We start from the raw sequence: 22,137 nt of genomic DNA on the forward strand, positions 1-22,137 counted from the left end.
CAAAGACTGATGCACTTGCAAACAAGGAAGTACGTTTATGTCAAAAGTAAAAGACAAGGCTATCGTGTCGGCGGCGCAAGCCAGCACCGCTTACTCGCAAATCGATAGCTTTAGCCATCTGTACGACCGTGGCGGCAACCTCACGGTCAACGGTAAACCTTCGTTCTCGGTGGATCAGGCAGCTGACCACCTGTTGCGCGAGAACGCGGCCTATCGTGACCTGGATGGCAACGGCAAGATTGATCTGACCTACACCTTCCTCACCTCGGCGTCCTCGGCAACCATGAACAAACATGGCATCACCGGGTTCAGCCAGTTCAACGCCCAGCAGAAAGCACAGGCCGTATTGGCCATGCAATCCTGGGCGGATGTGGCCAATGTGACCTTCACCGAGAAAGCCTCCGGCGGTGACTTCCACATGACGTTTGGCAACTACAGCGGTGGCCAGGACGGCGCGGCCGCGTTTGCCTACCTGCCGGGCACCAACGACAAGTACCACGAAAGCGGCCTGGACGGCACCTCCTGGTACCTGACCAACAGCAGCTACACGCCGAACAAAACGCCGGACCTGAACAACTACGGCCGCCAGACCCTGACCCACGAAATCGGCCATACCCTGGGCCTGGACCACCCTGGCGATTACAACGCCGGGACCGGTAACCCTTCCTACAAAGACGCGGACTATGGACAGGACACGCGTGGCTACAGCGTCATGAGTTACTGGAGCGAGAGCAACACCAACCAGAACTTCAGCAAAGGCGGCGTCGAAGCCTACGCGTCCGGCCCGCTGATCGATGACATCGCGGCGATCCAGAAGCTCTACGGCGCCAACTACAACACCCGTGCCGGCGACACCACCTACGGCTTCAATTCCAACACCGGGCGTGATTTCCTCAGCGCCACCTCGAATGCCGACAAGCTGGTGTTCTCGGTGTGGGACGGCGGTGGTAACGACACCCTGGACTTCTCCGGTTTCACCCAGAACCAGAAGATCAACCTCAATGAAGCGTCGTTCTCCGACGTTGGCGGCCTGGTGGGCAACGTGTCCATCGCCAAGGGCGTGACCATCGAGAACGCCTTCGGCGGCGCCGGCAATGACTTGATCATCGGCAATAACGCAGCCAACGTGATCAAGGGTGGGGCCGGCAACGACATCATCTACGGCGGCGGCGGTGCGGACCAACTATGGGGCGGCGCAGGCAACGACACCTTTGTGTTCGGTGCCAGTTCCGATTCCAAGCCAGGCGCTGCGGACAAGATCTTTGACTTTACCTCGGGTTCGGACAAGATCGATTTGTCGGGTATTACCAAGGGCGCAGGCCTGACCTTCGTCAATGCCTTCACCGGACATGCCGGCGATGCTGTACTGACCTATGCCGCAGGCACCAACCTGGGCACCTTGGCAGTCGACTTCTCCGGGCACGGCGTGGCGGACTTCCTCGTCACCACCGTCGGCCAGGCAGCTGTCAGCGACATCGTGGCGTAATGCACGGGCGCGGCGCTTCGGCGCCGCGCTTTAGCGATGGAGCGTGAAGATGCAGCGTTTTTTCAAAGTGATCACCGGCGTGTTGCAGGTGATGTTCGTATCGGCAGGAGCCCACGTGATGGCGAGCAGTCTTGTATTACCCACCAGCGCCCAGTTGGCTGGGCACTGGCAATTGCATCAACAGGATCAGGTGTGCGCACTGGACCTGCTGGAACAGGCAAATGCCTTGGCCGGTGACGTCGCCTGCGCGGCGCAATGGCTCGGTGAAAAGCCACTGACCTGGACGCCGACACCGGATGGCATCTGGCTGATGAATGCCGAAGGCAGCGGGATAACCCACCTCAACCGAGAGCAAGAGGGCGAATATAAAGGTCGCACGCCCACCGGCCTCGAAGTTGTATTGCAGCGCACACCTTAGTTGTAGTTATAAGCCTATAACTTGAATGTCTTAGTTGGCCGCTCCGTCATTCGGGGTTGGGGCAACTATTGCGTGAAATTTGTTTCAGGGAAGATCAGAAACCATGGCGAAGTCCCATGCCGTCGCGCCGTTATTCAAGGCGTTGGGTGAATACAAACGTATTTTGATCAGTGTTGGCTGTTTCACCGCATTGATTAACCTGCTGATGCTGGTGCCATCGATTTACATGCTGCAAGTGTATGACCGCGTGCTGTCTTCCCAGAATGAAGCCACCCTGGTGATGTTGACACTGATGGTCGTCGGCTTCTTTGCGTTTATTGGCACGCTTGAGGTGATCCGCAGCTTTATCGTGATCCGTATCGGCAGCCAGTTGGAGCGGCGTTTCAACCTGCGCGTGTACAAAGCCGCCTTCGAACGCAACTTGAAAAGCGGGCAGGGGCATGCCGGGCAATCCCTGGGCGATTTGACCCACATCCGCCAGTTCATCACCGGGCCGGCGCTGTTCGCGTTTTTCGACGCGCCGTGGTTTCCCATTTATCTGTTTGTGATTTTCCTGTTCAACGTGTGGCTCGGCGTATTGGCCACGGCGGGCGCGGTGCTGTTGATCGGCCTCGCCTGCCTGAACGAATACCTGACCAAAAAACCGTTGGGCGAGGCCAGTGGTTATTCCCAGCAATCCACGCAACTGGCCACCAGCCACTTGCACAATGCCGAGACCATCCAGGCCATGGGCATGCTCGGTGCGCTGCGCCAGCGCTGGTTTGCGGTGCATTCGCAGTTTCTCGGTTTACAAAACAAGGCCAGTGACACCGGCTCGGTTGTGACGTCTTTGAGCAAATCCCTGCGCCTGTGCCTGCAATCGCTGGTGCTGGGCCTGGGGGCGTTGCTGGTGATCAAGGGCGATATGACCGCCGGGATGATGATCGCCGGTTCCATCCTGATGGGCCGGGTGCTCAGCCCCATCGACCAGTTGATTGCGGTGTGGAAGCAATGGAGTTCGGCGAAGCTGGCGTACCAGCGGCTGGATGATTTGTTGCGTGAATTTCCTCCTGAAGTCGAGCAGATGAAGCTGCCGGCGCCCAAGGGCCAAGTCAGCTTCGAACAGGTCAGTGCAGGCCCGCCGGGGCGTCGGGTGGCGACCTTGCATCAAGTCAGCTTCAACCTCGGCGCGGGTGAAGTGCTCGGCGTTCTGGGTGCATCAGGCTCCGGCAAGTCCACCCTGGCCCGTGTGCTGGTGGGCGTGTGGCCGACGCTGGCCGGGACGGTGCGCCTGGATGGCGCGGATATTCACCGCTGGGACCGCGATGACCTCGGTCCCCACATCGGCTATCTGCCCCAGGACATCGAACTGTTCAGCGGCAGCATTGCCGACAACATTGCGCGTTTTCGCCAGGCTGATCCCGAACTTGTAGTACATGCCGCGCAGCAGGCTGGCGTGCATGAGCTGATCCTGCGCTTGCCCCAGGGCTACGACACGCTGTTGGGTGACAACGGCGGCGGCCTGTCCGGCGGCCAGAAACAACGGGTGGCGTTGGCCCGCGCCCTGTATGGCGGGCCGCGCTTGATCGTGCTGGATGAGCCCAATTCCAACCTCGACACTGTCGGCGAAGCCGCGTTGGCCAGTGCCATCGTGCAGATGAAAGCCCAGGGCAGCAGCGTGGTGCTGGTCACCCATCGCTCGTCGGCGCTGGCCCAGGCCGACAAGTTGCTGGTGCTCAGCGAAGGGCATTTGCAGGCATTTGGGCCGAGCCAGGAAGTGCTGCGGGCGTTGTCCGGCCAGCAGGAGCCGCCCAAGGAGAAACCGGGCGTGAGTTTCAGTCGTCAGTACCAGGCCGGAAGGAATCCAGGCGCATGAGCAGCCTCACTGTTGAACCTCGCTTCAAAGAACACGACGCCAATTTCTTCGCCCGCATGGGCTGGCTGCTGACAGTGGTCGGTGCCGGTGGCTTCTTCCTGTGGGCCAGCCTGGCGCCCTTGGATCAGGGCATTCCGGTGCAGGGCACGGTGGTGGTGTCGGGCAAGCGCAAGGCGGTGCAAACCCTCAGCCCCGGTGTGGTCAGCCGAATCTTGGTGAAGGAGGGCGAGTTTGTGAAACAAGGCCAGCCGTTGTTTCGTCTCGACCAGACCCAGCACCAGGCCGACGTGCAATCCTTGCAAGCCCAGTACCGTATGGCCTGGGCCAGCGTGGCACGCTGGCAGAGCGAGCGCGACAACCAGGCCAGCATCCGCTTTCCGGCTGAGCTGAGTGCCAATCCCGACCCGGCCTTGGCGCTGGTGCTGGAAGGCCAGCGCCAATTGTTCAGCAGCCGTCGTGAGGCCTTTGCCCGTGAGCAGGCGGGTATCCGTGCCAATATCGACGGCGCCACCGCGCAGTTGGGCGGCATGCGCCGCGCCCGCAGCGACCTGACCGCCCAGGCCCAGTCCCTGCGTGATCAACTGAGCAACTTGCAACCCTTGGCGGACAACGGCTACATCCCGCGCAACCGGCTGATGGACTACCAACGCCAGTTGTCCCAGGTGCAACAGGACCTGGCGCAGAACACCGGTGAAAGTGGCCGGGTCGAACAGGGCATTCTTGAATCGCGGCTGAAACTGCAACAGCACAGCGAGGAATACCAGAAGGAAGTGCGCAGCCAGTTGGCCGACGCGCAATTGCGCAGCCTGACCCTTGAACAGCAACTCACCTCCGCCGGTTTCGACCTGCAACACAGCGAAATCAACGCCCCGGCGGATGGCATCGCGGTCAATCTCAGCGTGCACACCGAAGGCGCCGTAGTGCGGGCGGGTGAAACCCTGCTGGAGATCGTGCCCCAGGACACGCGCCTGGAAGTGGAAGGGCGCTTGCCGGTGCATTTGGTCGACAAGGTCGGCACGCACTTGCCGGTCGATATCCTGTTCACCGCCTTCAACCAGAGCCGCACACCGCGTGTGCCGGGGGAGGTCAGCCTGATTTCCGCCGACCAGATGCTCGATGAAAAAACCGGCGCGGCCTATTACGTGCTGCGCACCACGGTCAGCGAAGCGGCATTGGAAAAACTCCACGGATTGGTGATCAAACCCGGCATGCCCGCCGAGATGTTCGTGCGCACTGGCGAGCGCTCGCTGCTCAATTACCTGTTCAAGCCGCTGCTCGACCGCGCCGGCTCCGCGTTGACCGAGGAATAGACATGAAGCACATGTTTATCGCCTTGCTGTTGACCAGCGCCAGTGCCCAGGCCGCCATGGGCCCGTTTGATGTGTACGAACAGGCGTTGCGCAACGACCCGGTGTTCCTCGGAGCGATCAAGGAGCGCGACGCCGGCCTGGAAAACCGCGCCATCGGCCGCGCCGGGCTGTTGCCCAAGCTCTCGTACAACTACAACAAGGGCCGCAACAATTCCCAGGCCACCTTGCCGGACGGGCGCGGCGGCAATTACCACGATGACCGCAACTACAACAGCTACGGCTCCACCTTCAGCCTGCAACAACCGCTGTTTGACTACGAGGCCTACGCCAACTACCGCAAAGGCGTGGCCCAGGCGCTGTTTGCCGACGAAAGCTTTCGCGACAAGAGCCAGGCGCTGCTGGTGCGGGTGCTGACCTATTACACCCAGGCCTTGTTTGCCCAGGACCAGATCGACATCGCCCGCGCGAAGAAGAAGGCGTTCGAGCAGCAGTTCCAGCAGAACCAGCATTTGTTCCAGCAAGGCGAGGGCACTCGCACCGACATCCTGGAAGCTGAATCACGCTATGAACTGGCCACCGCCGAAGAGATCCAGGCCCTGGATGAACAGGACGCGTCCTTGCGGGAGCTGGGCGCATTGATCGGCGTGCAAAGCGTCAACATCCACGACCTGGCCCCGCTGAACCGGGGCTTTGCCGCCTTCACCCTGACGCCGGCCAACTACGACACCTGGCATGAACTGGCGATCAGCAATAACCCTACGCTCGCCTCCCAGCGCCAGGCGTTGGAAGTGGCGCGTTATGAAGTGGAACGCAACCGCGCCGGGCATCTGCCCAAGGTCACGGCCTATGCCAGCTCGCGCCAGCAGGAGTCCGACAGCGGCAACACCTACAACCAGCGCTATGACACCAACACTATCGGCGTCGAAGTCAGCCTGCCGCTGTATGCCGGTGGCGGTATCTCGGCGTCCACGCGCCAGGCCAGCCGCGCCATGGAACAGGCCGAGTACGAACTGGAGGGCAAGACCCGCGAAACCCTGATCGAGCTGCGTCGGCAGTTCAGTGCCTGCCTGTCGGGGGTGAGCAAGCTGCGTGCGTATCAGAAGGCCTTGGTGTCGGCCGAAGCGCTGGTGGTGTCGACCCAGCAAAGCATCCTGGGGGGCGAGCGGGTCAACCTGGATGCGCTGAACGCCGAGCAGCAGCTCTACAGCACTCGCAGAGACCTGGCCCAGGCGCGGTACGACTACCTGATGGCCTGGACCAAATTGCATTACTACGCCGGCAACCTGCGCGATACCGACCTGGCCAAGGTGGATGAGGCGTTTGGGCGTTGATTTTGGGTGTTCACAACAATAAGAGAGGCACTGACATGGGTATCTTTGACTATAAAAACCTCGGCACCGAGGGTTCCAAGGCGTTGTTCGCCGACGCGATGGCGATCACGCTGTATTCCTATCACAACCTGGACAACGGCTTTGCCGTGGGTTACCAGCACAATGGCCTGGGGCTGGGCTTGCCGGCCACGTTGGTCGGTGCGTTGCTCGGCAGTACGGATTCCCAGGGTGTGATCCCCGGCATTCCCTGGAACCCGGATTCGGAAAAAGCCGCGCTGGACGCGGTGCAAAAGGCCGGTTGGACACCCATCAGCGCCAGCACCCTGGGCTACGGTGGCAAGGTCGATGCGCGGGGCACGTTTTTCGGTGAGAAGGCCGGCTACACCACGGCCCAGGTCGAGGTGTTGGGTAAGTACGATGACGCCGGAAAACTGCTGGAGATCGGCATCGGCTTTCGCGGCACCTCAGGGCCTCGGGAAACCTTGATCAGCGATTCCATCGGCGATCTGGTCAGTGACCTGCTGGCCGCACTGGGCCCCAAGGATTACGCCAAGAATTATGCCGGGGAGGCCTTTGGCGGTTTGCTCAAGAACGTCGCTGACTATGCCAGCGCCCACGGTTTGAGCGGCAAGGATGTAGTCGTCAGCGGCCACAGCCTGGGCGGGCTGGCCGTCAACAGCATGGCGGATCTGAGCAACAGCAAATGGGCCGGCTTCTACAAGGACGCCAACTACGTGGCCTATGCGTCACCGACCCAGAGTGCCGGCGACAAGGTGCTGAATATCGGCTATGAAAACGACCCGGTGTTCCGTGCGTTGGATGGCGCGTCCTTCAACCTGTCTTCCCTGGGCGTGCATGACAAGCCCCATGAGTCGACCACGGACAATATCGTCAGCTTCAACGACCACTACGCCTCGACGTTGTGGAATGTGCTGCCATTTTCCATTGTCAACTTGCCGACCTGGATCTCGCACTTGCCCACCGGTTATGGCGATGGCCTGACGCGGGTGCTTGAGTCAGGTTTCTACGAGCAGATGACCCGTGATTCCACGGTGATTGTCGCCAACCTGTCCGACCCAGCGCGGGCCAATACTTGGGTGCAGGATCTCAACCGCAATGCCGAACCGCACAAAGGCAATACGTTCATCATTGGCAGCGACGGCAATGACCTGATCCAGGGGGGCAAGGGCGCGGACTTTATCGAGGGCGGCAAGGGCAATGACACGATCCGCGATAACAGCGGGCACAACACCTTTCTGTTCAGCGGGCATTTCGGGCAGGACCGAGTGATTGGCTATCAATCGACAGACACGCTGGTGTTCAAGGATGTGCACGGCAGTGTGGATTACCGTGAACACGGTGGGGATACGGTGATCAGTGTGGGCGGGGATTCGGTGACACTGGTTGGGGTGAGCGGATGGTCGGGGGAGGGTGTTGTCATCGTCTGACAGACACATGTGGGGGCCAGGCCCCCACATGATTGCTCAATCAGTCTTCCTTGCGCACGGTGGCCACATCGTCGGCCTTGACCCGTACACGCTTGCCGGCGATATCAGTGAATTCGTAGAAACCGTCGGCGGTCTTGGTTTTCGGGGTGTCCTTGGTCAAATACTGTGTGCCGTTTTGCAGCGTCACTACGGTCTGCGTCGCGCAACCGGCCAATACCAGAAAAGTGAGTGCAACCAGTGGCAGACCCAAATTCTTCATGTTCATAACCCTTACCTTTAACCTTGAAAAGTCCCACGCCAGAGGCGCGGGCAACAAATGTTACGCCATCGGCTCACCCATCTGATCACTTTTATGTGAAAAGTTGCAGGCGCCATTTATCTATTAGCCATTGCAACCTGGCCTTGGCGACGGCACTCTGTATGCATAACCAGTATTTGAACGCTGCACGCCATGGCCAACCCCCTCGAAGACCCGCTCTATTACCTGCATAACTTCCGCCAGGTCCTGCATTGGCTGGGGCAACGCTATGCGGACCTGCTGGATGCGGACGAACAGCATTTCATTCAGCAATTTGACAGGTTGCCGCAGGCGTCCCAGGCGCTTTTGGTGCGCATGGTGATGCGCAAGGGTGTGCATTTTCGGGCGGGCAAGCTCAATTACCTGGAGATCGGTTGCACCCACGCCGCTGCCGCGCCGTTGCTCGCCTTGGGTTGGGTCGACAATCAGTCCCCACTGGCCTTTGAAGCGCTGTTCGGCTTGCTGCAAAAAGGCGAGATACTCGGTGCGTTCAAGCCCTGGATCGACCAGCCCAAGGGCAAGAAGTCCGATTGGTTGGAAGGGCTGGCGACGCAATTCACCGACAGCCGCAGTTTTGCCAACTGGTGTCCGGACCTTGCCGACACCTTGTACAGCCTTACCGTCATGGAGTTGTGCGATCGCCTGCGCCTGATGTTCTTCGGCAACCTGCATCAGGACTGGTCGGAATTCGTGCTGGCCGACCTGGGCATCTACACCTACGAAAAAGTCAAATTCTGCGCAGAATCCCGTGGGCTGCGCAGCCGTGACGATGTGCACGGCTTTCTGTTCCTGCACCAATGCCAGCAGGCCTTTGAAGCCGGTGAAGCGTTGGAGGAGGTACTTGCCAGGATCGCCACCCTGAGTACCGACAACCCCTGGCTGGAAAAACGTCGGGCCAAGTTGTTGTTCCAGGTCGGTCAATACTGCGAGCGCATTGCCGAGTTGGCGTTGGCGGAACAGATTTACCGCGCCTGTACCTATCCTGGTGCCCGCTCACGACTGATTCGCGTGCTGGAGCGCCAGGAGGACTACGGCCAAGCCATGGCCCTGGCAACTGCCGCCCAACAGGCCCCGGAAAGCGCCGCCGAGCAGCAACACTTATTGCGTGTCGTACCACGCCTGCGCCGCAAGCTGGGTGAACCGGCGTTGCCCAAAACGAAGCCACGTCCGGTCACCCGACTGGACCTGGCCCTTGCACTGCCCGAGCCGCTGATGTCAGTGGAATACTGCGTGCAGGCCCACCTCAGCGAGCCTGATGGGCCAGTGCACTACGTTGAAAACGGGCTGATCAATTCACTGTTTGGCCTGTTGTGCTGGGACGTGATCTTTACGCCGCTGCCGGGCTCATTTTTCCACCCGTTCCAACGCGGTCCAGCGGACCTGCACAGCGAAGACTTCCACCAGCGTCGTGCACCGCTGTTCGCCGCGTGTTTCGAGCAATTGCAGGACGAACGCTACAAAGCCACCATTCGCCAGCGTTACCGCGACAAGTGGGGGATCCAGTCACCGTTCGTGTTCTGGAACCTGCTCAGCGAAGAGCTGCTGGAACAGGCCCTGGCCTGCCTGCCCGCCGAACACCTGCGCTACTGGTTTGAACGGCTGCTGCTGGACATCCGCGCCAACCGCGCCGGCATGCCCGACCTGATCCAGTTCTGGCCAGCGCAAAAAACCTACCGCATGATCGAGGTCAAGGGGCCCGGCGATCGCCTGCAGGACAACCAGTTGCGCTGGCTGGAATTCTGCGGCGAATACCAGATGCCGGTGACGGTTTGTTATGTGCGTTGGGCAGAGTCCGCTTGAGCTACAACGTTGCCGTGCGTGCGCTGTGTGAGTTCACGGCCAAGGTCGGTGACCTGGACCTGCGCTTTACACCGTCACCCAGTGCCCAGGAAGGCATTGTCGGCCACCGCACCGTCGCCTCGCGGCGCAGCGCGCACTACCAGAATGAAGTGGCGCTTGAGGGCGAGTACCAGCAGCTCAAGGTGCGGGGCAGGGCAGACGGTTACGACCCTGACGCGAACCGCCTGGAAGAGGTGAAGACCTATCGCGGCGACCTCGACGCCCAGCCGGCCAACCACCGGCAATTGCACTGGGCCCAGGTCAAAGTGTATGGCTGGCTGATGTGCCAGAAGCTCAACCTCTCGGAAATCGACCTGGCGCTGGTCTACTTCGACATCGTCGGCGAAGGCGAGACGCTGCTCAACCAACGCTTTCAAGCCGCCGAGCTGGAACCCTTCTTCAACCAGCAATGTGCGCTGTTCCTCGGTTGGGCTGAGCAGGAAATGGCACACCGCGAAGCGCGCAACAGCGCCGCGCAAACCTTGGCGTTTCCCCATGCCGGTTTCCGTCCTGGCCAGCGTTCGCTTGCCGAATCGGTGTTCAAGGCGGTCAGCACCGGCCGTTGCCTGATGGCCCAGGCACCGACCGGTATCGGCAAGACCATCGGTACGATTTTCCCCTTGATCAAGGCCCTGGCGCCCCAGCAACTGGACAAGCTGTTCTTCCTCACCGCCAAGACGCCCGGCCGCAAACTGGCCCTGGATGCCGCCCAGGTGCTGCATGCCAGCAGCCCGGAGCTGCCACTGCGTGTGCTGGAGCTGGTGGCGCGGGACAAAGCCTGCGAACACCTGGACAAGGCCTGTCATGGCGATTCATGCCCTTTGGCCAAGGGTTTCTACGACCGTTTGCCCGCCGCACGCATCGCCGCCGCCAAGGTGCGCCTGCTCGATCAGCGCAACCTGCGCGAGGTGGCCCTGGCCCATGACGTCTGCCCCTATTACCTTAGCCAGGAAATGGCGCGCTGGGCCGACCTGGTGGTCGCCGACTACAACTATTACTTCGATTTCGGCGCCATGTTGTTCGGCCTTGCCCAGCTCAACCAATGGCGCGCGGCGGTGTTGGTGGACGAGGCGCACAACCTGGTCGAGCGGGCCCGCTCGATGTACAGCGCCAGCCTCGACCAGTACCACCTCAAGACCCTGCGCGACACAGCCCCGGAGCCCTTGAAGAAGCCCTTGCAGCGCCTCAACCGTGAGTGGAACGCGCTGCATAAAGACCAACTCGCGCCGTACCAGGCCTACAGCGTCCGCCCCGAGAAACTGCTGCAGGCCCTGAGCCTGTGCGCGAGCGCCATGGGCGAATACTTCAACGATCACCCCGAATCCCTCAGCGGCGACCTGCAAAATTTCTATTTCGAGGTGCTGCAATTCGGCAAGGTCGCCGAGCTGTTCAACGAACACTTCATTTTCGACATCAGCAAGCGCCAGCTCGGCGGCAAACGCAGCAGCTCGACCCTGTGCCTGCGCAACGTGGTGCCTGCCGAGTTCATCCGCCCACGGTTGACGGCGGCCCGCAGCAGCGTGTTGTTTTCCGCGACCCTGAGCCCCCGTCATTACTACGCGGATTTGCTGGGCCTGCCCGCTGATACGGCGTGGATCGATGTGGAGTCGCCGTTCAAGGCCGAGCAGTTGCAGGTACGTATCGTCGATGCAATCTCCACGCGCTTCGTGCACCGCGAGGCCTCGCTGGAGCCGATCGTTGCGTTGATCGCTCGCCAGTACCTGCAACAGCCGGGCAACTACCTGGCGTTTTTCTCGAGTTTTGATTATCTGCAGCAGGTGGCGCAGTTGCTGGCCGAGCGGCATCCGAAGATCGCGCTGTGGCAACAGTCTCGCGGCATGGCCGAGGGCGAGCGCCAAGCCTTTCTGGACCAATTTACCGAGCACAGCCAGGGCATCGGGTTTGCCGTGCTGGGCGGCGCCTTCGGTGAGGGCATCGACTTGCCCGGAACCCGTTTGATCGGCGCATTCATTGCCACCCTTGGCCTGCCCCAGTTGAACCCAGTCAACGAACAGATGAAGTTGCGCATGGGCGCGATCTTCGGCGCGGGATACGACTACACCTACCTGTACCCTGGCATCCAGAAAGTCGTGCAGGCGGCGGGTCGGGTGATCCGCAGCCAGCAGGACCAGGGTGTGGTGATGCTGATCGATGACCGATTTGGCGAGGCACGTGTACGTCAATTGTTGCCGCGCTGGTGGGCGATGGCTTGAGTCATTCCTGCCATCAATGATGCTGGTGGCTTCAGCCGCCATGGTCCACGCTGGGGAAAACCTTCAAGTAGGTCATGCCCATGCGCCAGCACCTCATCAGCGTCAACGGTATTGAGTTAAGCGTTCATAGTGCGGGCCCCGAACAGGGGACGCCGATCTGGTTGCTTCACGGTTTCCCTGAGTGCTGGCACTCCTGGCGCGAACAGATTCCCGCACTGGCAGCGGCGGGTTATCGCGTATTTGCCCCGCAAATGCGTGGTTACGGGGGCAGCAGTTCACCGGCTGAAATTGCCAACTATGACTTGCTGACGTTGTGCGGCGATATCCAGCAAGCCATGGACCATTTTGGCCATACGCAGGTGGTGATGGCCGGCCATGACTGGGGCGCTGCGGTGGCGTGGCACCTGGCGTTGCTTGAGCCTGAGCGTGTCACACACTTGATCACGATGTCAGTCCCGTTCGCTGGGCGCGCACGGCGGCCGGTGATCGAAATCATGCGCGAGCTGTACGCCGACCGCTTCAACTACATCCTGTATTTCCAGGCGCCGGGCGTTGCCGAGCAGGAGTTGAATGCTGATATCGAACGGACTTTGCGCCTGTTCATGCAGGACCAGGATGTGTTTCTACAGCGCAAGCCAGCCAGCGCCACCTTGCTCGAAGGCGTGTCGGCGCCCGGTGCATTGCCGCATTGGTGTTCCCAAGCGGACTTGGACGTGTATGTGAACACCTTTGCCGAGCACGGTTTTCGTGGCCCGCTGAACTGGTATCGCAACTTTGAACGCAACTGGCAACGCACTGAATGCCTGGCGGGGCAGCAGGTCCTGCAACCCACGTTGTTCCTGATCGGCGACCGCGACCCGGTCGGGGTCTTCGAAGCCCACACGCTCAAGCGCATGCCGGATTCAGTGCCGCAGCTTGAGCAGCACGTGCTGGCCAACTGTGGTCACTGGATCCAGAACGAACAAGCCCAACAGGTCAACGCACTGATGCTCGGGTTTCTAGGGAAAACGTAAAGGTTGCCCCTCGACCCGGTTGATCCACCAGGCGGATGCTACGCCCATGCAGTTGCAGGATACGGTGCACGATACGCAGGCCCAGGCCGCCGTCACGACGGGCGCCGCCGATGGTAAAGGCGCGCAGGAACAAGCCTTCGCGCAGCTCGGCGTCGATGCCTGGGCCGCTGTCGCTGACGGTGATAGCGACAGAATTGGGTTCCGGCGACAACGTCACCTCTATTTCGCCGTTCACCGGTGTATGACGCAAGGCGTTATCCAGCAGGTTGGTCAGCACCCGCTCAATCAGGCCCAGGTCCGCCAGTACCGTGGGCACTTGCGGTGGAAGGGTCGCAGTGAGCGTAATACCGCGCGCTTCGGCCGTGAGTTCGAATTTCTGGAAGATGTCCTGCACCAGGTCCGGCAATGAAAACCCTTCGATCACCGGTTGGACAAAACCATGCTCCAGACGCACCAGTTCCAGCAATGACTGGGCCAGTCCACCGACTTTGCGGCTCTGGTCCAGGGCAATGCCGAGGTAACGGCGGCGTTCTTCGGGGCTGAGGCTGGCATCCTTGAGCGACAGGGTTTCCAGGTAACCATGCAGCGAGGCCAACGGCGTACGCAGGTCGTGGGAGATGTTCGCGACCATTTCCCGGCGTTCCTGGTCCTGATGGGTGATGGCGCGCCATTGTTCGCCCAGGCGGTTTTCCATCTGCACGAAGGCGTGGTCGAGCACGGCAATTTCATCGCCGCTGGTGAGTTCCGGCGCAGCGGTTTCAGCCGCTTTCGGTGCGCCATTGATGTCGAACTGGCCGACTTTGTCGGTCAACTGGCGCAGCGGTCGGGTGATCCAGGCGAACGCAATCAGGCCGGCCAACAAGCAGAGCAGGGCGACCAGGCCGATGGACCACAGCGCGATCTTCAATGCCATGCCGGTGGCATCCTTGGCGTCATACACGTCATGGGCTTCACCCAGCAGCACTACATAGAGAAAGCCGGTCTGCTGGCCGCCAGCCATGAGTGGCGCTGCGCTGAACACCTTGCGGCCATCGAGGCTGCGCGGGTCATCGCCGAGGATCGGCAGCATGAACCCGGCCAGGAAACGTCGCACGGGTGCGAGGTCGACCTGATCACGCAGCAAGTGACCACTGGGCGCGGCGTTGCCGACCACGCGGCCGTCGATGTCGAGCAGGTACACCTCGACACTCGGGTTGACCAGCATCAACTGGCTGAACAGGTTGCGCACCGCGTCGGGCTTGAGGCCATCGGCGTCCATCAGTTGTGTGTCGCGGGCAATGTGCGCCGCCAGGTCGCGGGACAGGCCTTGCACCACCTCCAGCTCATGCATGCGGTTGGAGCGCACCTGCAACCAGGCCGAGGTGCCGCTGCAGACCAGTAGCAATACGGCAAACACCACCGACAGGCGCTGGGTCAGGGTCAGTTTCATGGTGGGCTCTCGGCAAATTTGTAGCCACGACCCCACACCGTAAGGATGCGCGCCGGGTTGGACGGGTCGTCTTCGACCTTGGCGCGCAGGCGGTTGATATGGGTGTTGACCGTGTGTTCATAACCTTCGTGGCTGTAGCCCCACACCGCATTGAGCAGGTCCATGCGCGAGAACACCTTGCCCGGCTGGCGGGCGAAGAAGTACAGCAGGTCGAACTCCCGTGGGGTGAGGTCCAGGCGCTGGCCTTGCAGGGTGGCGTCGCGGGTCAACGGGTTGATGAACAGTTGGCCGAGGTCGAGGCTGCCGGCGTCCATCTTCAGGTTACGCGCCATGGCGTCGACCCGGCGCAACAGCGCTTTCACTCGGGCCACCAGCTCCGGCATGGAAAAGGGTTTAGCGAGGTAGTCATCTGCGCCCAGCTCCAGGCCGAGGATGCGGTGCAGTTCGCTGGAGCGTGCGCTGGTGATGATGATCGGTGTGTAGCGCGTCATGGCACGGGCGCGGCGGCAGATTTCCAGGCCGTCGACGCCGGGCAGCATCAGGTCGAGGATCAGCGCATCCCAGCCGCCTTGCTCCAGCAGGCGCAGGCCTTCGGTGCCGTCGGCGCTGTGCGCCACCTGGAATTGTTCATCACGCAGGTGCAGGCAGATCAGGTCGGCGATATGGGCATCGTCCTCAACCACCAGGACACGTTTTGGCTGATCCATGTAAGAGAAACCTTCGCTTGTAGTCCGCGCATTGTGCGGGTTTTGCAACAGTGTAGTTATCACGAATTGTTTAACTCTGCGTGAGGATTCCGCGACCGGCCAGGGCTCAGGATGGTTTCAATGCTAAGGCGAAGCGCCTGTTGTGGTGAGCGAGCTTGCTCGCGCTGGGCTGCGCAGCAGCCCCAAAAAAACGGGAGCGCTGCGCACTCCAGCGCGGGGCAAGCCCGCTCACCACAAGTTGCGCACAAAGGAGGTCCTATGTATTCAAGACGTCAAATATTATTGGCCAGCGGTGGCATCGGGGTTGCGCTCGTAGCCGGTGGCCTGCTCAAACAATTCACTATGGTCACCGAAGCCGAAGCCGCCGAACCCTTCGAAGTCACTCACACCGACGCGCAATGGCGCAGCCTGCTCACTGCCGAGCAGTACGAAATCCTGCGCGAGGAGGGCACCGAACGTCCTTACACCAGCGCGCTGAACGACGAACACCGTGCGGGCACCTTCGCCTGCGCCGGTTGTGCGTTGCCGCTGTTTTCCTCAGCCACCAAATTCAACAGCCACACCGGCTGGCCGAGCTTCTGGCAGCCCCTGGACAACGCCGTGGCCAGTCGCAGGGACACGTCCTACGGCGTGGTGCGCAAGGAAATCCACTGCCGTCGCTGTGGCGGTCACCAAGGGCACGTGTTCGATGACGGCCCGCCACCCACCGGCCTGCGCTACTGCATGAACGGCGCCGCCATGACGTTCACGGCGGCTTAAGCCGATGTCTTTCTCTTATAAGGTTCCCTGCCATGTGGCTTCTGGTTCTCGCGTACCTGGGCGGCGTGCTGACAATCGTCAGCCCGTGCATCCTGCCTGTTCTGCCTTTTGTCTTCGCTCGCACCGGGCAGCCGTTTTTGCGCAGTGGCTTGCCGCTGTTAGCGGGGATGGCGGTGACATTCGCCCTGGTGGCAACGCTCGCGGCGGTGGGCGGCGGTTGGGTGGTGCAAGTCAATCAATACGGTCGCTGGCTCGCGTTGCTGTGCGTTGCGCTGTTCGGCTTAACGCTATTGCTGCCGCAGCTGTCGGAACGTCTGACACGCCCGTTGGTGGCCGCCGGCAGTCGCCTGTCGGAAGCCGCCGGGGCCGACGCCAGGCCGCGTCCGGGCGCATCGTTCCTGATCGGTGTGGCCACCGGGTTGCTGTGGGCGCCGTGCGCCGGGCCGATCCTGGGGCTGGTGCTCACCGGCGCCGCGCTGCAGGGCGCCAGCATCGGCACTACCTTGCTCTTGCTGGCTTACGCCGCCGGGGCTGCTACCTCCCTCGCGCTGGCCTTGTTGGTCGGCGGTAAAGTCTTTGGCTTCATGAAAAAGTCCCTGGGTGCCGGTGAATGGCTGCGCCGAGGCCTGGGTGCGCTGATGCTGGCCGGGGTGGCCGCCATTGCGCTGGGCCTGGACACCGGCGTGCTGTCGCGGTTATCGACTGCCTCCACCGGCGGCCTGGAGCAACGCCTGGTGGACACGCTCAGCGCCAAGCCGGAACAAAAGGGCGGGGCGATGATGGCGGGGGGCGCAATGATGGCCGCCGCCAACCACAGCGACACACTGCCCATCGAAGGTGCGCTGCCGCCCCTGGACGGCGCCGTGCAATGGCTCAACAGCCCGCCACTGAGCGCCGAAGCGCTCAAGGGCAAGGTGGTGTTGGTGGATTTCTGGACCTACTCCTGCATCAACTGCCTGCGCACCTTGCCCTACGTGAAGGCCTGGGCCGACAAGTACCGCGACCAGGGCCTGGTGGTGATTGGCGTGCACGCGCCGGAATTCGCCTTTGAACGCGACGTGAACAACGTGACCAAGGCCATGAAGGACCTGGGCATTACCTACCCGGTGGCCATCGACAACAACTACAAGGTCTGGCGCGCGTTCAACAACCAGTACTGGCCGGCCCATTACTTTGCCGATGCCAAGGGGCAGATCCGCTATCACCACTTTGGCGAGGGCGACTATGCCGAGTCGGAGCGGGTGATCCAGCAGTTGCTGCGTGAAGCCGGTGCCCTGCACGTCGCTGGCGGCTTGATCGAAGCCGACGCCAAGGGCGTGCAGCAAGCGCCGGACATGAACGAAGTGCAATCGCCGGAAACCTACCTGGGCGCCCAGCGCGCCGAGAATTTCGTCAAATCCGGCCCCCTGGCCCTGAACAACTGGACCCTGGAAGGCCAATGGAACGTCGGCGGCCAGCAGGTCACCCTCGACCAGGCCGGCGGGCGCATCGTCTACCGCTTCCATGCCCGCGACCTGCATCTGGTACTGGGTCCTGGCGCCGATGGAAAACCGGTGCGCTTCAAAGTCACGATCGATGGCCAGGCCCCAGCCGACGCCCATGGCACCGACGTGGCCCCGGATGGCCGCGGCACCGTCACCGAACAACGCTTGTACCAGCTTGTGCGTCAGCCGGGCGCCGTGCAGGACCGCACCTTCACCATCGAATTCCTTGACCCCAACGTGTCGGCGTATGCCTTCACCTTTGGTTAACCCGGAGTGCCTGCCATGAATGTATTCAAATACCTGCCCGCACTGGCCTTCGCCGCCTTTGTCGGCCAAAGCTCAGCCTTCTCCTTCGGCGCCGCCGACGATGCCGTCGTCATCGCGCCGCCGGCCTTGGACCTGCCTGCAACCTCAGGCAACCTGCAAACCGCCGTGTTCGCCGGTGGCTGTTTCTGGGGTGTGCAGGGGGTATTCCAGCACGTGCAAGGGGTGAAAAACGCCGTGTCCGGTTACGACGGTGGGGCGGCGAGTACCGCGCAATATGAAGCGGTCAGCGAGGGCGATACCGGCCACGCCGAGTCCGTGTCCGTCACCTACGACCCGAGTAAAGTCAGCTACGGCAAGCTGCTGCAGATCTACTTCTCGGTCGCCCACAACCCCACCGAACTCAACCGCCAGGGGCCGGACACCGGCACCCAATACCGATCTGCAATCTTCGCGCAGAACGCGGAGCAGCAAAAAGTCGCCCAGGCCTACATCGCCCAGTTGGATGCCGCTAAATCCTTCGACAAACCCATCGTCACCCAGATCGAAATGGGCAAGGCGTTCTTCCCGGCGGAGTCCTACCATCAGGACTTCCTCACCGAGAACCCGTCCTACCCCTACATCGTGATCAACGACCTGCCGAAAGTGGCGCAACTGAAAAAGCTGTTCCCTGACCAGTACCGGGCAGAGCCTGCCCTGGTCAAGAACCAGTAGTCTTCAGACAACTTCCAGGTACGAGCTATGAATCGCGCGGGCCAGCTCGCGCACGGTATCGATGAACTCGGTGAGACGGCTGTGCAAGCCATCTTCCAGAATCTCATCGATGCCCGTGTACCTCAGCCGCGCCTCGAACTCTGCCGCCAAACGCTGCGCCGTGCGCCCATAGCTGCCGGGCAGGTCCGCCAGGATATGGCTCAGTTCTTCGATGCAGGCATGCAACGAACGCGGCACATCACTGCGCAACAGCAGCAACTCGGACACGGAGCGGGCATTCAATGCATTCGGGTACAGCTCGGTATACGCCTCGAACGACGACAACGCGCGGAGCAGGGCGCTCCACTGGTAATAACCGCGTGCCGACAAGTCGCTGACTTCTTCCGATTCCTCGCCAAACATCTCGTAGCGCGCATCCAGCAGGCGCAGGGTGTTGTCGGCGCGCTCGACAAAGGTGCCGAGGCGGATAAACCGGTAGGCGTCATTGCGCATGATCGTCCCGGACGTCGCCCCCCGGAACAGGTGCGAGCGCTGCTTGACCCAATCACAGAAGTGACTGATGCCATGCCGCGCCAGGCCGCCGGCGGCGATGCTGCGCATTTCCAGCCAGGTGGCGTTGAGGTTTTCCCACATGTCGGCGGTGATGCGCCCGCGTACCGCATGAGCATTGCCGCGTGCGGCGCGCAGGCAGTTGTAGATGCTCGCCGGGTTTTCTTCGTCGAGGGCGAAAAAGTGCAGCATGCGCTCGGCGTCCAGCTGTTTATGGCGCTCCAGGTAACTGTCCAGGGTGCCGCTGCTGAGCAAGGACATGGCCAGCTCATCCAGGCCGTCACTGCGCCCGGCCTGGGGCATCAATGACAGGGAATAACTGACTTCGAGCATGCGCGCCAGGTTCTCGGCGCGCTCCAGGTAACGGGACATCCAGTACAGATCTGCGGCGGTTCTACTCAACATACTCAGCCCTCCACCACCCAGGTGTCCTTGGTTCCGCCGCCTTGCGACGAGTTGACGATCAACGAACCTTCCTTCAGCGCCACACGGGTGAGGCCACCGGGCACCAGGCGGGTTTCCTTGCCCGAGAGTACAAACGGCCGCAGGTCGATATGCCGTGGGGCGATGCCGTTTTCGACAAAGGTCGGGCAGGTGGAGAGGCTCAACGTCGGCTGGGCGATGTAGGCGTGGGGCCTGGCCTTGATGCGTTGGCGGAAATCCTCAATCTCGGCGGCGCTGGAGGCCGGGCCGACCAGCATGCCGTAACCGCCGGAGCCCTGGGTTTCCTTGACCACCAGTTCCGGCAGGTTGGCCAGCACGTGCGACAGCTCATCCGGCTTACGGCACTGGAAAGTCGGTACGTTCTGTAACACCGGTTCTTCGTCCAGGTAGAAACGGATCATTTCCGGCACATAGGGGTAGATCGACTTGTCGTCGGCCACGCCGGTGCCGATGGCATTGGCCAGCACCACATTGCCAGCGCAATAGGCGGCGACCAGGCCGGGCACGCCGAGCATCGACTCAGGGTTGAAGGCCTTGGGATCGAGAAAAGCGTCGTCAATGCGCCGGTAGATCACATCCACCGGCTTGGGGCCGTCGGTGGTGCGCATGAACACCTTGAGGTCCTGCACGAACAGGTCCGCACCCTCGACCAACTCAACGCCCATTTCACGGGCCAGAAACGCATGCTCGAAGAACGCACTGTTGAAGCGACCCGGCGTCAGCACCACCACGTTGGGGTTGTCCAGGCGGCTTGAGCTTTTCAGGGTCTTGAGCAGCAGGTTGGGGTAGTGGTCCACCGGTGCGATGCGCTGCTTGGCGAACACCTCGGGGAACAGGCGCATCATCATCTTGCGGTCTTCGAGCATGTAGCTCACACCGCTGGGGGTGCGCAGGTTGTCTTCCAGCACGTAGTAGGTGCCGTCGCCATCGCGCACCAGGTCCACGCCGGAGATGTGCGAGTAGATGTCGCGGTGCAGGTCCAGCCCGACCATGGCCTTCTGGTAACCCTCGTTGCCCAGCACCTGGTCTGCCGGAATGATCCCGGCCTTGATGATGCGCTGGTCGTGGTAGATGTCGGCGAGGAACATGTTCAGCGCGTTGACGCGCTGGATACAGCCGCGTTCGATCACGCTCCACTCACTGGCGGGGATGCTGCGCGGGATGATGTCGAAGGGGATCAGGCGCTCGGTGTCTTGCTCGTCGCCATACAAGGTGAAGGTGATTCCGGCGCGGTGGAACAGCAAATCGGCTTCACGGCGACGCTGGGCCAGCAGTTCCGGCGGCGTATTCGCCAGCCAGCGGGAAAAATCCTGGTAATGCGCACGGCACACGCCGTTTGCGTCATTCATTTCATCAAAGAAAGATCGAGCCATTCCAGTACCTTGTCAGTGCCGAGGGGAACAGGTGGCACTGCCGTTTCAAAAAACGCATTTTTTATGAGCCCGTGGCGGTGGGTGCCAATGGGCCTGGTCCTTACTTTCTTATGGGGGTCGGCTCTGGGTCGGGGGGTAACCAATGCTCCTGTATCCGGGCAGATGAATGGATAAAGCAATGCTTGTGCCGGAAACCCTTTTCAAGCTGTCCAGCTGACAGGCTTTTGTAGTGAGCGGGCTTGCCTCGCGCTGGGCTGCGCAGCGGCCCCACCAAAAGCGGGAGCGCTACGCACTCCAGCGCGGGGCAAGCCCGCTCACTACAGTGCACCCCATGCTCCGACTTGGTGCACGAACAAACTTGAACTTCATCCGCCCGCGATTCTTCTAACAGCACACGAACCTGCATGGAGCACCGACGTGCCCAGAATCATTTCACCAGAGACACCGGAATCGAGCCTGCCCGATCACAGCGAACACAACGCCAAGATCTTCGGTTCGCCCAAGGACCGCCTGGACTTCTACCGGCGTGAAATCCAATACGAAACCACCATTCTCGCCAACCGTACGGACGCCTATCTCACCGCGCAGTCCTTCCTGGTGATCGCCTTCGTCTCCGGCATGGGCAACCTCAACCCCGAGTGGGGCAAGCTGTTCACCGTGGTGGTGCCGATTTTCCTCGCGGCGCTGGGCATCCTCAGTTCCCTCAACGCCTGGCCAGGGATACGCGCGGCGTATGACATCATCGACCACTGGCACTTCAAGCAAAGCGAGTTGTTGCGCAGCGAGCCGGTAATGGGCATGGCGTACGACGAGTCACCGCTGTTTTCCGAAATGGAGTCGTCCCACAAGGGCTATCGCAAGTCGCTGCTGTTCTCCATGCGCGCGCCGTGGCTGTTCATGGTGTTCTGGGTATTGCTCGCCGCTTATGCGTTTTACATCCAGGTCGACAACCCAGGGTCGTAAGCCGATGGAACTTCACCGCCCTGGGCATGACCTTAACTCTACCCAGGCGATATTTTCCGAGAGGTAACCATGAGCACAGACAAACAACCCGCCACCGGTGCGGATGCGCCCAAAGACCCGGTTCCGGCCAAAGACCCCAAGGCCAAGGAAAACGACTACAGTCCAGACTTCAAGCCCAAGCCTGAGCCCAAGCCTGAAACCGATGCCGATATCGACACCCAAGGCGGTTAGAGGAGACGG

General features: G+C 61.4%; 19 protein-coding genes. 14 read left to right on the plus strand and 5 right to left on the minus strand.

Features of this window, described 5'->3' with window-relative positions; genetic code table 11:
* Nucleotides 1-37: 37 nt before the first annotated feature.
* The 6 genes from OZ428_RS16530 (at nt 38) to OZ428_RS16555 (ending at nt 7,848) form a co-directional block, all read left to right on the plus strand.
* Nucleotides 38-1,486 (plus strand): serralysin family metalloprotease, encoded by a 1,449-nt coding sequence (locus OZ428_RS16530; RefSeq protein ID WP_269130547.1) that lies wholly within the window; start codon nt 38-40, stop codon nt 1,484-1,486.
* A 49-nt stretch (nt 1,487-1,535) separates the two neighbouring features.
* On the plus strand, nt 1,536-1,904 hold the full coding sequence (locus OZ428_RS16535) for an AprI/Inh family metalloprotease inhibitor (RefSeq protein WP_177110127.1): 369 nt from the start codon (nt 1,536-1,538) through the stop codon (nt 1,902-1,904).
* A 103-nt stretch (nt 1,905-2,007) separates the two neighbouring features.
* On the plus strand, nt 2,008-3,759 hold the full coding sequence (locus tag OZ428_RS16540; protein ID WP_269130548.1) for a type I secretion system permease/ATPase: 1,752 nt from the start codon (nt 2,008-2,010) through the stop codon (nt 3,757-3,759).
* On the plus strand, nt 3,756-5,069 hold the full coding sequence (locus tag OZ428_RS16545) for an HlyD family type I secretion periplasmic adaptor subunit (protein WP_269130549.1): 1,314 nt from the start codon (nt 3,756-3,758) through the stop codon (nt 5,067-5,069). The genes OZ428_RS16540 and OZ428_RS16545 overlap by 4 nt, the downstream gene beginning before the upstream one ends.
* A 2-nt stretch (nt 5,070-5,071) precedes the next feature.
* Complete coding sequence (locus tag OZ428_RS16550) at nt 5,072-6,400, plus strand: TolC family outer membrane protein (RefSeq protein ID WP_038850506.1); 1,329 nt, start codon at nt 5,072-5,074, stop codon at nt 6,398-6,400.
* Nucleotides 6,401-6,435: 35 nt separating this feature from the next.
* The gene (locus tag OZ428_RS16555) at nt 6,436-7,848 is read left to right on the plus strand and encodes a polyurethane esterase (protein ID WP_269130550.1); all 1,413 of its coding nucleotides are present in this window, start codon (nt 6,436-6,438) and stop codon (nt 7,846-7,848) included.
* A 40-nt stretch (nt 7,849-7,888) separates the two neighbouring features.
* On the opposite strand, the gene OZ428_RS16560 is transcribed toward OZ428_RS16555, so the two are convergent.
* Entirely contained in the window at nt 7,889-8,113 is a 225-nt protein-coding gene (locus tag OZ428_RS16560) for a YgdI/YgdR family lipoprotein (RefSeq protein WP_033902158.1), read from the minus strand.
* A 186-nt stretch (nt 8,114-8,299) separates the two neighbouring features.
* Between OZ428_RS16560 and OZ428_RS16565 the strand changes: the two genes are divergently transcribed.
* The 3 genes from OZ428_RS16565 to OZ428_RS16575 all read left to right on the plus strand — a co-directional run bounded on the left by OZ428_RS16565 (nt 8,300) and on the right by OZ428_RS16575 (nt 13,211).
* Complete coding sequence (locus tag OZ428_RS16565; RefSeq protein WP_269130551.1) at nt 8,300-9,946, plus strand: VRR-NUC domain-containing protein; 1,647 nt, start codon at nt 8,300-8,302, stop codon at nt 9,944-9,946.
* Nucleotides 9,943-12,198 carry an ATP-dependent DNA helicase gene (locus OZ428_RS16570; protein WP_269130552.1) on the plus strand — a complete coding sequence of 752 codons (2,256 nt, stop codon included), beginning with the start codon at nt 9,943-9,945 and terminating at the stop codon, nt 12,196-12,198. Before OZ428_RS16565 ends, OZ428_RS16570 begins: the two co-directional genes overlap by 4 nt.
* 80 nt (nt 12,199-12,278) lie before the next feature.
* A complete protein-coding gene (locus tag OZ428_RS16575; protein WP_269130553.1) occupies nt 12,279-13,211 on the plus strand; it encodes an alpha/beta fold hydrolase in 933 nt (310 codons plus the stop codon).
* On the opposite strand, the gene OZ428_RS16580 is transcribed toward OZ428_RS16575, so the two are convergent.
* Entirely contained in the window at nt 13,174-14,640 is a 1,467-nt protein-coding gene (locus OZ428_RS16580; protein WP_269130554.1) for a sensor histidine kinase, read from the minus strand. The two genes, OZ428_RS16575 and OZ428_RS16580, sit on opposite strands and share 38 nt — an antisense overlap.
* Nucleotides 14,637-15,347, minus strand: coding sequence for a response regulator transcription factor (locus OZ428_RS16585; protein WP_269130555.1), 711 nt, complete (start codon nt 15,345-15,347; stop codon nt 14,637-14,639). Before OZ428_RS16585 ends, OZ428_RS16580 begins: the two co-directional genes overlap by 4 nt.
* 258 nt (nt 15,348-15,605) lie before the next feature.
* Between OZ428_RS16585 and msrB the strand changes: the two genes are divergently transcribed.
* The 3 genes from msrB to msrA are packed head-to-tail and all read left to right on the plus strand — an operon-like array spanning nt 15,606 to nt 18,568.
* Entirely contained in the window at nt 15,606-16,106 is a 501-nt protein-coding gene (msrB, locus tag OZ428_RS16590) for a peptide-methionine (R)-S-oxide reductase MsrB (RefSeq protein WP_269130556.1), read from the plus strand.
* Nucleotides 16,107-16,138: 32 nt separating this feature from the next.
* A complete protein-coding gene (locus OZ428_RS16595; protein ID WP_269130557.1) occupies nt 16,139-17,857 on the plus strand; it encodes a cytochrome c biogenesis protein DipZ in 1,719 nt (572 codons plus the stop codon).
* A gap of 15 nt (nt 17,858-17,872) precedes the next feature.
* Nucleotides 17,873-18,568 (plus strand): peptide-methionine (S)-S-oxide reductase MsrA, encoded by a 696-nt coding sequence (gene msrA / locus OZ428_RS16600; RefSeq protein WP_269130558.1) that lies wholly within the window; start codon nt 17,873-17,875, stop codon nt 18,566-18,568.
* Nucleotides 18,569-18,571: 3 nt separating this feature from the next.
* Here the strand turns inward: msrA and OZ428_RS16605 are convergent, their stop codons facing one another.
* Together OZ428_RS16605 and OZ428_RS16610 are read right to left on the minus strand one after the other, a co-directional pair.
* Nucleotides 18,572-19,522 (minus strand): alpha-E domain-containing protein, encoded by a 951-nt coding sequence (locus OZ428_RS16605; RefSeq protein ID WP_012724311.1) that lies wholly within the window; start codon nt 19,520-19,522, stop codon nt 18,572-18,574.
* A gap of 2 nt (nt 19,523-19,524) precedes the next feature.
* Entirely contained in the window at nt 19,525-20,934 is a 1,410-nt protein-coding gene (locus tag OZ428_RS16610; protein WP_028616117.1) for a circularly permuted type 2 ATP-grasp protein, read from the minus strand.
* Between the two features lie 417 nt (nt 20,935-21,351).
* Here OZ428_RS16610 and OZ428_RS16615 point away from each other — a divergent pair, with 417 nt between their 5' ends.
* A complete protein-coding gene (locus OZ428_RS16615; RefSeq protein ID WP_033902169.1) occupies nt 21,352-21,897 on the plus strand; it encodes a hypothetical protein in 546 nt (181 codons plus the stop codon).
* 69 nt (nt 21,898-21,966) lie between these two features.
* Nucleotides 21,967-22,128 carry a hypothetical protein gene (locus tag OZ428_RS16620; protein ID WP_010210501.1) on the plus strand — a complete coding sequence of 54 codons (162 nt, stop codon included), beginning with the start codon at nt 21,967-21,969 and terminating at the stop codon, nt 22,126-22,128.
* Nucleotides 22,129-22,137 lie beyond the last annotated feature (9 nt).

The sequence above is a fragment of the Pseudomonas sp. GXZC genome, from assembly GCF_026967615.1.
GTDB classification, from domain to species: Bacteria; Pseudomonadota; Gammaproteobacteria; order Pseudomonadales; family Pseudomonadaceae; genus Aquipseudomonas; species Aquipseudomonas azotoformans_A.